Consider the following 9,114-nt stretch of genomic DNA (forward strand, 5'->3'; position numbering starts at 1 on the left):
CGCGGTTCAATATTTTTAGTGCAAACGGGACATTTTTTAATAATATTTCCCGTTGCTTTTCATTTAGGGCCTCGGTTGAATCCTCTATCAAGAAATCTCCTGCATAATTTCTTTTGATGCGCGCCTTCCTAATCAGGATTGAAGGGGCGCTTCTAAGGTGATTCAACCTGGCGGATTCCAAGGTTGAGCAAGCTTCACCATGATAGCTCTCAATTGTTGCGCAAGACACGCCAGCCAGATAGTAGTAGGCTGTATCATCTACTATGTCCAGTGCAGGATAAGCACCTATGGAAAGACCATACTTTGTGACCACCTGAAATCTCTCGTGCTCGACCAACCATTGCTCTTGCGCCAAGATCTTCTCGGCCATGAGCAAGAGTGAGAAAGCTATTAAGATATTTTTCATGCCCGATAAAATTTGAGATTTCTAACGCCCAGGTTAACCGGCGCCGGAGCCCGTCAGGGCGGAGGGCACCAACACTGGCCATAAAAATGCCGAAGGCATGGCCAGTGTTGGCGTCCGCGTTGAACCGACAGTTAGGCTGGGGCGCGAAGGCATGGAATATGCATCGCACAACTCCTGATTAACTTTGTTCAACGATGACCGCATCTTTTCGCTCTTCATCTGTTGGACGTTGGAACTCTTTCTCCATGAAGTCAAACATCCCTGGTGTTACCTCAAAAGAATAAGTATCGCCCTTTTCGATGTTCCGCCCCATCACTCGCTCCTTACGAACTGCGTGAGGTGCATCAAGAATGTGTATCTGCGTTTGCGCGCCGATCTCTGCGGCTAGGTTTTGAAAATTCTTCCGGCTTTCGATCTTAGTAAAACCAAGATCGAGGATGACATTTCCATTGTTTGCACAGATTTGGGAGGCCGTTGCCCAAATTTGCGATTCACAACGTTGAACCCGCTCCATGATCCATGAAAGGCTCATGGCCTTTGGAAGGTCAGGAATGAACATTCGTTGCATCCACTCGTCGATAGAAAAACGCGTGGCGTGTTCAGCTTGTGCAAGGCGTCTTGCGTAGGTCGATTTGCCTGCGCCTTGCGGCCCCAATATCAGATGAATTCTTCCCATGACTTACTTTCTTGTGTTCAGAAGAGGCCTAACGCCAAAGTTCACCGGCGCCGGAAGCCGAAGGCTGGAGGGCACCTCGACGGGCCAGGCCGCAGGCGTGGAACGTTGAGGCGTCCGCGTGCAACGCCCCGTTAGGCTGGCCAGCGAAGGCAGCAACCTGTGAGCATGCTTGGGCTGCATTGAGTGCAGGCAAGGTGCCTCCCGTTTGGCTTGTGTTTGACACCGCTGGGGCGGTGCATCGAATGGCACCAGCATAGCGTGAAGACGCCAGGCAGTGATGGCGCAGCCATGACTGCGGGATGAGATTTCGAGCTGGTGGCGTGGCGAAGACACGGCACAGAACCTGGCGCTGATTGCCGAAGGACAAGCAGCCCACTTGGCGGAGGCATGTGGCACTTTGGCGCCGCACGATGGTGAGCAGGCAGCCGAAGGACTGACAGCCAGATTGAGCCAGCGAACAGCGCCCGGTGGCGAACCAACTGGCGAGTTAACGCTGTGCACAGAGCGAAGCCAGCCGGTGGATTAACCAGGAAGCGGCCGAGGCCCGCCAAACCATTCCCGAGTAATGGGCAGAGCAAGGCGCTCGATGCCGCAAAACATGCCCTGCAAATGCTTCCAGAGCCTATTTCAGAAGTGGCCTAACGCCCAAGGTAAGCGGCGCCGGAAGGAGCGCAGCGAGTGGAGGGCACCAACACTGGCCATGAAGATGGCGAAGCCATGGCCAGTGTTGGCGTCCGCTTGACCGCCGAGTTAGGCCACGGTGCCTGCGCGAAGCGCCCGTGCCAGTGCTCGGTGATGGCGTTACCACTTCCAGAGCGATGGCGTGCGCCAATGGGCGGACAGCGTTTCACAAGGGCTCCCAGGTGTTCTGTTTGGCGCCGATCAAGCAGCGCATCGAATGACACCAGCATAACGCGAAGACGCTGACCAGTGATGGCGAAGCCATGACTGCGCCTTCATGTTTCGAACTGGTGGCGTGGCGAAGACACGGCACACACCAGAGCGCTGATTGCCGAAGGACAAGCAGCCCACTTGGCGGTGGCGCGTGGCACTTTGGCGCCGCGCGGTGGCCAGCAGGCAGCCGAAGGGCTGACAGCCAGATTGAGACCGCGAACCGCGCCACGTGGCGAACCAATTGGCCAGTTAGCGCCAGGCCTGGAGCGAAGCCAGCCGGTTGATTAGCAAGGAAGCGACCGAGGCCAGCTAAACCATTCCCGCATGAAGAGCGAAGCAGGGCGCGCGATGCTACAAAACACGCCCAGAAAATGCTTCCAGAGACCAGCCAAACAGTGGCCTAACGCCCAGGTTAACCGGCGCCGGAAGCCGAAGGCTGGAGGGCACCAACATGGGCCATCAAAATCGCGAAGCGATGGCCCATGTTGGCGTCCGCGTTGAACCGACAGTTAGGCTGGGGCGCGAAGTGGAAGGTGTTGGCTCTGGCCATTGACTTCAGGCTAAGCCGCATGACGATACAAGCTGGTATGTGCAAGCCCCTGAAGGCACTACTGACGGCTGTTTTCACAGAGAGAACGCCTTTAAGTATGCACCCTTCATCGCGTCGTACTTTTCGTACAGCGGCGCGACTAGCTTTTCATATTCTTCGTATGGTTCGATACGCTCAAACCCGATGTGCTGAATTGCTAGCAAGGCTTTCCAGCACGTTGGTGACACAGACGCTGCTGGATCAACTTCAAGCTGGTAACGAACTTGTTCTGCGGCATCAAAGATCAGCTTCATGTGTGCCATCCGCGGCTTGTTCCCGTTTTCTTTGAACGATCCGTAGAGCACTTGGCTCATTTCCTTGACTTCTTTTGCCAGTTCGAGGAGTCGTGTCATGGTGAGGCCTAACGCCCAAGGTAAGCGGCGCCGGAAGGAGCGCAGCGAGTGGAGGGCACCAACACTGGCCATGAAGATGCCGCAGGCATGGCCAGTGTTGGCGTCCGCTTGACCGCCGAGTTAGGCCACTGTGCCTGCGCGAAGCGCCCGTGCCAGTGCTCGGTGATGGCGTTACCACTTCCAGAGCGATGGCGTGCGCCAATGGGCGGACAGCTTTGCAAAGGTGCTCCCAGGTGTTCTGTTTTGGCGCCGATCAAGCAGCGCATCGAATGACACCAGCATAACGCGAAGACGCTGACCAGTGATGGCGAAGCCATGACTGCGGCTTCATGTTGAGCGCTGGTGGCGTGGCGAAGACACGGCACAGAACTTGGCGCTGATTGCCGAAGGACAAGCAGCCACTTGGCAATCGCATGTGGCACTTTGGCGCCGCACGCTGGTGAGCAGGCAGCCGAAGGACTGACAGCCAGATTGAGACCGGGAACTGCGCCAAGTGGCGGACCAATTGGAGAGTTAACGCCAAGCCTGGAGCGAAGCCAGCCGGTGGATTAACCAGGAAGCGGCCGAGCCCCGCCAAACCATTCCCGCATGACGAGCAGAGCAGGGCGCACGATGCTGCAAAACACGCCCGCAAAATGCTTCCAGAGACCAGCCAAACAGTGGCCTAACGCCCAAGGTAAGCGGCGCCGGAAGGAGCGCAGCGAGTGGAGGGCACCAGCACTGGCCATGAAGATGCCGAAGGCATGGCCAGTGTTGGCGTCCGCTTGACCGCCGAGTTAGGCCACGGTGCCTGCGCGAAGCGCCCGTGCCAGTGCTCGGTGATGGCGTTACCACTTCCAGAGCGATGGCGTGCGCCAATGGGCGGACAGCGTTTCACAAGGGCTCCCAGGTGTTCTGTTTGGCGCCGATCAAGCAGCGCATCGAATGACACCAGCATAACGCGAAGACGCCGGGCAGTGATGGCGAAGCCATGACTGCGCCTTCATGTTTCGAACTGGTGGCGTGGCGAAGACACGGCACACACCAGAGCGCTGATTGCCGAAGGGCAAGCAGCCCACTTGGCGGTGGCGCGTGGCACTTTGGCGCCGCGCGGTGGCCAGCAGGCAGCCGAAGGACTGACAGCCAGATTGAGACCTCGAACCGCGCCACGTGGCGAACCAATTGGCCAGTTAGCGCCAGGCCTGGAGCGAAGCCAGCCGGTTGATTAGCTAGGAAGCAACCGAGGCCAGCTAAGCCATTCCCGCATGACGAGCAGAGCAGGGCGCTCGATGTTGCAAAACACGCCCAGAAAATGCTTCCAGAGACCAGCCAAACAGTGGCCTAACGCCCAAGGTAAGCGGCGCCGGAAGGAGCGCAGCGAGTGGAGGGTATCAACACTGGCCATGAAGATGCCGAAGGCATGGCCAGTGTTGGCGTCCGCTTGACCGCCGAGTTAGGCCGCGTTGTCTGTGCGAAGCGTCCGTGCCCAAGCTTGGTGATTGCGTTGCATGGCGGCGTGGGCTTGCTTGTTCCTATTTGCTACAACTAGCAAGCCGAGAATACCTATCAGCATATAGACAGCTGTGGTTGGCTCAGGTACGGGGCTTAACAGGAAACCTTGATAAAATTTCCCATTGGGGGCTGAGTATACGCCTACGCCTACTATCTCGCCGCGATCATTAATATCGAGCGCAGTTTGAATTCTCCAGCCACTTTCCGCAACCGCAGTAAGGCTATTTAAATCAATTGCGACATTATCCCGCCACAGAGTGGCGCGCGAATCATCATCGTACTTGCGCGTGCCGACAATCCACCCCAATGAATTTATGCCAGAGGCAACACTGCCAGTGGAATTTTCCAGCCCATCAAGCACGAATTTTTTTCCATCTTGCCACAAGACCGCTTTTTGGTTCTCAACCCCAACTATTTGACCGAGATCGTTGATATCGTAAGCCTTGCTTGAATACTGTGATCCTGCGCTCAAGTCGATAATATTGCCTTGATTCCAGAAGGTGGCATGTTCGTCTGATCGGTATTTGTCAAATTTGCTATAGCCCACCACCTGGCCAAAGTTATTGATCGCATTAGCTCGACTATCTGCGCCCTTAAACAACCCTCCAAGGTCAACTATGCCTGTTGTACCCCACATGACGGCATGCGTCTCCCGATAAAGGCCATAAGTTGGAGGCGCATCACTGTAACCTACAACCTCACCCTTGTTATTTATATCTGTCGCAGCACTATCTCTTCCGCCGGGAAGGTTTCCCAGCTTGCGAATTCCTGTGCCGTCCCAAAAAACTGCTGTTGGCCCATAGAAAGCATCCGATCCATCAGGGTACCCGGACCCAACGATTTGTCCCGCGTCGTTAATTCCTCTGCCGAAGCTCTGAAACCCTGCCCCCAGTGAGGCCGAGGCTTCATTTATTTCTCCATCCCTCACAATAATTGCTCGCTCTGGCGACCCGAAGCTTGTCCCCGCAATGCTTCCGCTGTTATTTATTGCTGCCGGCGAAGTCATAGCGCTGCCGGGTAAATAAGGTAAAGCCGTGAAAATCCATTGCTCATTGGCAAGCGCGGGGCTTGTGATGGATGCAATAATAGAGGCAGTGGCAGAAAAATTTAGTATTTTGGCTTTAAAGGCGGATTGCATAGAGCAGCTCCCGTGCTTGTGGTTAAGTTTTCTATTGTGCAGCACTGTCAGTGGGCCTGCACTCCCCAATTTCAGTGGGTGCTTTTGATGTTTCTCACCTCATTGATTTTTCAATTGGGCTTATCTTAGGCCTGATCGTTCACTTAGAATTTCACTGTGCCTTCCTGAAACGAGCAAGCCTAAACTCTGATATCGCGCAAACACCTCCAGCCAAGTGACGTGCGCGAGTGGGCAGACAGCTGTGCAAAGCTGCTCTCAACAGCTTTTGTTTGGCTCCGATCAAGCAGCGCATCGAATGGCTCCAGCATAACGCTAAGAGGCTGACCAGTGATGGCGAAGCCATGACTGCTGCTTCATGTTTCGGGCTGGTGGCGTGGCGAAGACACGGCACACAACCTGGCGCTGATTGCCGAAGGACAAGCAGCCCACTTGGCGGTGGTGTGTGGCACTTGGGCGCTGCGCAGTGTTGAGCAGGCAGCCGAAGGACTGACAGCCAGATTGAGCTGGGAGCTGCGCCCGGTGGCGAACCAATTGGCAGGTTAGCGCCAGGCCTTAAACGGAGCCAGCTGGTTGATATGCCGGGAAACAGCCGACGACCGCCAAGGTGTTCCCGCAAGTGCAGCCTAGCTATGCGCCGGGTGCCGCCAAACACGCCGGAAAAATGCTTCCAGAGACCAGCCAAACAGTGGCCTAACGCCCAAGGTAAGCGGCGCCGGAGCCCGATAGGGCGGAGGGCACCAACACTGGCCATGAAGATGCCGAAGGCATGGCCAGTGTTGGCGTCCGCTTGACCGACCTGTTAGGCGCGCGATTTGGTTTTTGAATTCGCATTTGCGTCATGCACTTTCCTGGCTCGAGATCAGATAGCTGACGGTAGCGGACATAGCAAGAGAACTATCTTGCGTGTAAGTTTCCAGTCTGCATGTGACTACGCCGAAACCCTTGCCGGGCTTTGGTGGGCTGGTGTCAACAACCTTGAGTTTGACGGAAAGTGCGTTTGGAAGCGTGACTGGACGATGCCAGCGCACGGACTCCATGCCGGAAGCGCCTGTCATGGATGTTTTTGATATGAAGCCATCGACCACGATAGAGGCTGTAAGTGAAAGCGTATGTAGTCCGCTGGCGATGAGCGCGCCAAACATTGATTCCTTTGCTCTATCGCGATCTAGGTGAAAGGGCAATCTGTCGAACTCTTGGCAAAAGCGCAGGGAGTCTTCCTCGGTGATTGACCGTGGCCCGAGTTCATGTTCCTCGCCAATTGCAATATCGTTGAAGTAGCGCGTCATTGCTGTATTTGCCTAACGCCAAAGTTCACCGGCGCCGGAAGCCGAAGGCTGGAGGGCACCTCGACGGGCCATGCCGCAGGCATGGAACGTTGAGGCGTCCGCGTGCAACGCCCCGTTAGGCTGACCAGCGAAGGCAGCAGCCTGTGAGCATGCTTGTGCTGCGTTGAGTGCAGGCAAGGTGCCTCCCGTTTGGCTTGTGTTTGACACCGCTGGGGCGGTGCATCGAATGACACCAGCATAACGTGAAGACGCCTGGCAGTGATGGCGCAGCCATGACTGCGGGCTGAGATTTCGAGCTGGTGGCGTGGCGAAGACACGGCACAGAACCTGGCGCTGATTGCCGAAGGACAAGCAGCCCGCTTGGCGTTGGCATGTGGCACTTTGGCGCCGCGAGGTGGCCAGCAGGCAGCCGAAGGACTGACAGCCAGATTGAGCCTGCGAACTGCGCCCCGTGGCGAACCAACTGGCGTGTAAGCGCCGGGCTTAAAACGAAGCCAGCCGGCCGATATGCCAGGAAGCGGCCGAGGCCCGCCAAACCATTCCCGCGCGATGAGCGGAGCAGGGTGCTCGATGCTGCAAAACATGCCCTGAAAATGCTGTCAGAGCCTATTTCAGAAGTGGCCTAACGCCCAAGGTAAGCGGCGCCGGAAGGAGCGCAGCGAGTGGAGGGCACCAACACTGGCCATGAAGATGCCGCAGGCATGGCCAGTGTTGGCGTCCGCTTGACCGCCGAGTTAGGCCACGCCCCGGTTTTGGCTTTCAGCATAAGCTCAGACCGAGATGCGATAGCCACCAACGGCGATGGCGCCGACGATGCTGAGCACGCAACCGACACCGATTCGTTCATGCCAGCGATTGAAGAGCCCATAGCCTGCCATGTCATTAGCCTGGAGGCATTGAAGGCGCCGCTGAACAGTGAACGCAGCAATGGTGTTGAGGACCACAGCCGACACACCGAGGGAGACTTTTGCGACCAGCAGGTTGTCCCAGGATGCCTGTTGATGGAGCATTTGGCCGCCAGTTGCCAGTGCGACGACGATGGCGGGAATTTCAACGAAGCGATCAATTTTGGCGTGAATCAATGCCAGGCCGCTTTCATGCGGAGGCAGTTTTTCCAACACGATTTCAAGCACGGCTTCGGTGGCGACACACCCGGCCCAAATGCCGATTGCGATTAGGTGGATGAACAGTACAACGCTCATTTGTCTCTCTGCTTTTGTTTGATGTTTGGCGTAGCTGGGGTGGCCTAACGCCCAAGGTAAGCGGCGCCGGAAGGAGCGAAGCGAGTGGAGGGCACCGACACTGGCCATGAGAATGCCGCAGGCATGGCCAGTGTTGGCGTCGGCTTGACCGCCCAGTTAGGCCTCATCGAGTAAAACGATTTTTCCAAGCTGCTCACCAATGCTGTCCAGATGTTTGTTTACTGCAAGGATGGAATGCTGCGTTGCTGTCTCCAGTGCGCTTTCAAAGGCATCCAACTCGCCCAGCGGGATGGCCAGTGTGAGGTAGTGCTTGACGACAAAGCGATCTTCCTGTTCCTTTACGCCAAGGTTTGCAAGTATCAGTTCACTGTTTCCATTGTGTGCCACTAGGTTGTGCCTGATGTCCAGGATGCGTTTGTGTGCATTGAGCGCATCCGCGTTAGATGCGAAAACCTTATTCTCGTCGAGCGTGGTTTGCCCTTTGCCGCCACTTGTGAAGCATTTGCTGTACTGAAGAACGAAAGCAGAGAACTGTGCCATCAGTTCATAGGCGTTTTGCAAGTCCCCAAGATCAGATTCATAGGCTTTTATTTGGTCGAGGTAGTGCTTGGCGCTGGCGAGTTGGAAGAGAACTCCGTGCCATTGTTTCAGTCTAGCGAATCGACTGTCGTCAAGCTGGTAGCCATCAGCTTCCATTGCGGACTTGTGTGGTTCGAGATCTTGTTGGTTCATGAGGCCTAACGCAATGTAGACGTCAGGCCTGTCGCCAGACGCGGTTACGACCGGCGTTAACGTCGTATAACCCAGGTGGCCGACAGGCCGCCAAGTCCTTGAATTGGCTGCAAAAAGTGTGCTTCGACACGATCCGGCCCCTGCGTTATGTGTAGTGTTGTTGCGCGCTGTTGTGCCGAGGCGCTCGGCAGGCCAGTTGTCAGCTCCTGGACATGAGCGAGAAGTCTGCTGGCCTGCGGATGGAGTTGACCGAAAGGTCAACATCCAGCGACGGCCAGTAGAGGTGGTCCGGAGCGGGGTGCTCGACGGTAGTGATCTGATCCACCGTGGCCTGTTTGAACCACGGG

8 protein-coding genes are annotated in these 9,114 nt (G+C 56.2%); all 8 read right to left on the minus strand.

The features are described 5' to 3' along the window. Nucleotides 1-370: hypothetical protein (locus EYS42_RS16570; protein WP_130969323.1), on the minus strand; the 370-nt coding region annotated here is incomplete at its 3' end. 214 nt (nucleotides 371-584) lie between these two features. Further along, on the minus strand, nucleotides 585-1,082 hold the full coding sequence (locus EYS42_RS16575; RefSeq protein ID WP_130969324.1) for a P-loop nucleotide/nucleoside kinase family protein: 498 nt from the start codon (nucleotides 1,080-1,082) through the stop codon (nucleotides 585-587). A gap of 1,518 nt (nucleotides 1,083-2,600) precedes the next feature. Continuing rightward, on the minus strand, nucleotides 2,601-2,918 hold the full coding sequence (locus EYS42_RS16580; protein ID WP_130969325.1) for a hypothetical protein: 318 nt from the start codon (nucleotides 2,916-2,918) through the stop codon (nucleotides 2,601-2,603). A 1,432-nt stretch (nucleotides 2,919-4,350) separates the two neighbouring features. After that, entirely contained in the window at nucleotides 4,351-5,547 is a 1,197-nt protein-coding gene (locus EYS42_RS16585) for a DUF3466 family protein (protein WP_130969326.1), read from the minus strand. A gap of 836 nt (nucleotides 5,548-6,383) precedes the next feature. Further along, nucleotides 6,384-6,833, minus strand: coding sequence for a MaoC/PaaZ C-terminal domain-containing protein (locus tag EYS42_RS16590; protein ID WP_130969327.1), 450 nt, complete (start codon nucleotides 6,831-6,833; stop codon nucleotides 6,384-6,386). A 770-nt stretch (nucleotides 6,834-7,603) separates the two neighbouring features. Then, entirely contained in the window at nucleotides 7,604-8,035 is a 432-nt protein-coding gene (locus EYS42_RS16595; protein WP_130969328.1) for a hypothetical protein, read from the minus strand. A 156-nt stretch (nucleotides 8,036-8,191) separates the two neighbouring features. Then, nucleotides 8,192-8,767: a hypothetical protein gene (locus tag EYS42_RS16600; protein WP_130969329.1), complete on the minus strand. Its 576-nt coding sequence runs from the start codon at nucleotides 8,765-8,767 to the stop codon at nucleotides 8,192-8,194. A gap of 199 nt (nucleotides 8,768-8,966) precedes the next feature. After that, a partial coding sequence (locus EYS42_RS17495; protein ID WP_130969330.1) for a DUF2442 domain-containing protein occupies nucleotides 8,967-9,114 on the minus strand: 148 nt, incomplete at its 5' end.

Source organism: Aquabacterium lacunae (assembly GCF_004310865.1).
GTDB classification, from domain to species: Bacteria; Pseudomonadota; Gammaproteobacteria; order Burkholderiales; family Burkholderiaceae_C; genus Aquabacterium; species Aquabacterium lacunae.

What these genes read in the sequence shown, in the direction of transcription:
- EYS42_RS16600 (WP_130969329.1), bottom strand. Translation starts at nt 8,767, where the DNA reads ATGAACCAACAAGATCTCGAACCACACAAGTCCGCAATGGAAGCTGAT.
- EYS42_RS16585 (WP_130969326.1), bottom strand. Translation starts at nt 5,547, where the DNA reads ATGCAATCCGCCTTTAAAGCCAAAATACTAAATTTTTCTGCCACTGCC.
- EYS42_RS16580 (WP_130969325.1), bottom strand. Translation starts at nt 2,918, where the DNA reads ATGACACGACTCCTCGAACTGGCAAAAGAAGTCAAGGAAATGAGCCAA.
- EYS42_RS16590 (WP_130969327.1), bottom strand. Translation starts at nt 6,833, where the DNA reads ATGACGCGCTACTTCAACGATATTGCAATTGGCGAGGAACATGAACTC.
- EYS42_RS16575 (WP_130969324.1), bottom strand. Translation starts at nt 1,082, where the DNA reads ATGGGAAGAATTCATCTGATATTGGGGCCGCAAGGCGCAGGCAAATCG.
- EYS42_RS16595 (WP_130969328.1), bottom strand. Translation starts at nt 8,035, where the DNA reads ATGAGCGTTGTACTGTTCATCCACCTAATCGCAATCGGCATTTGGGCC.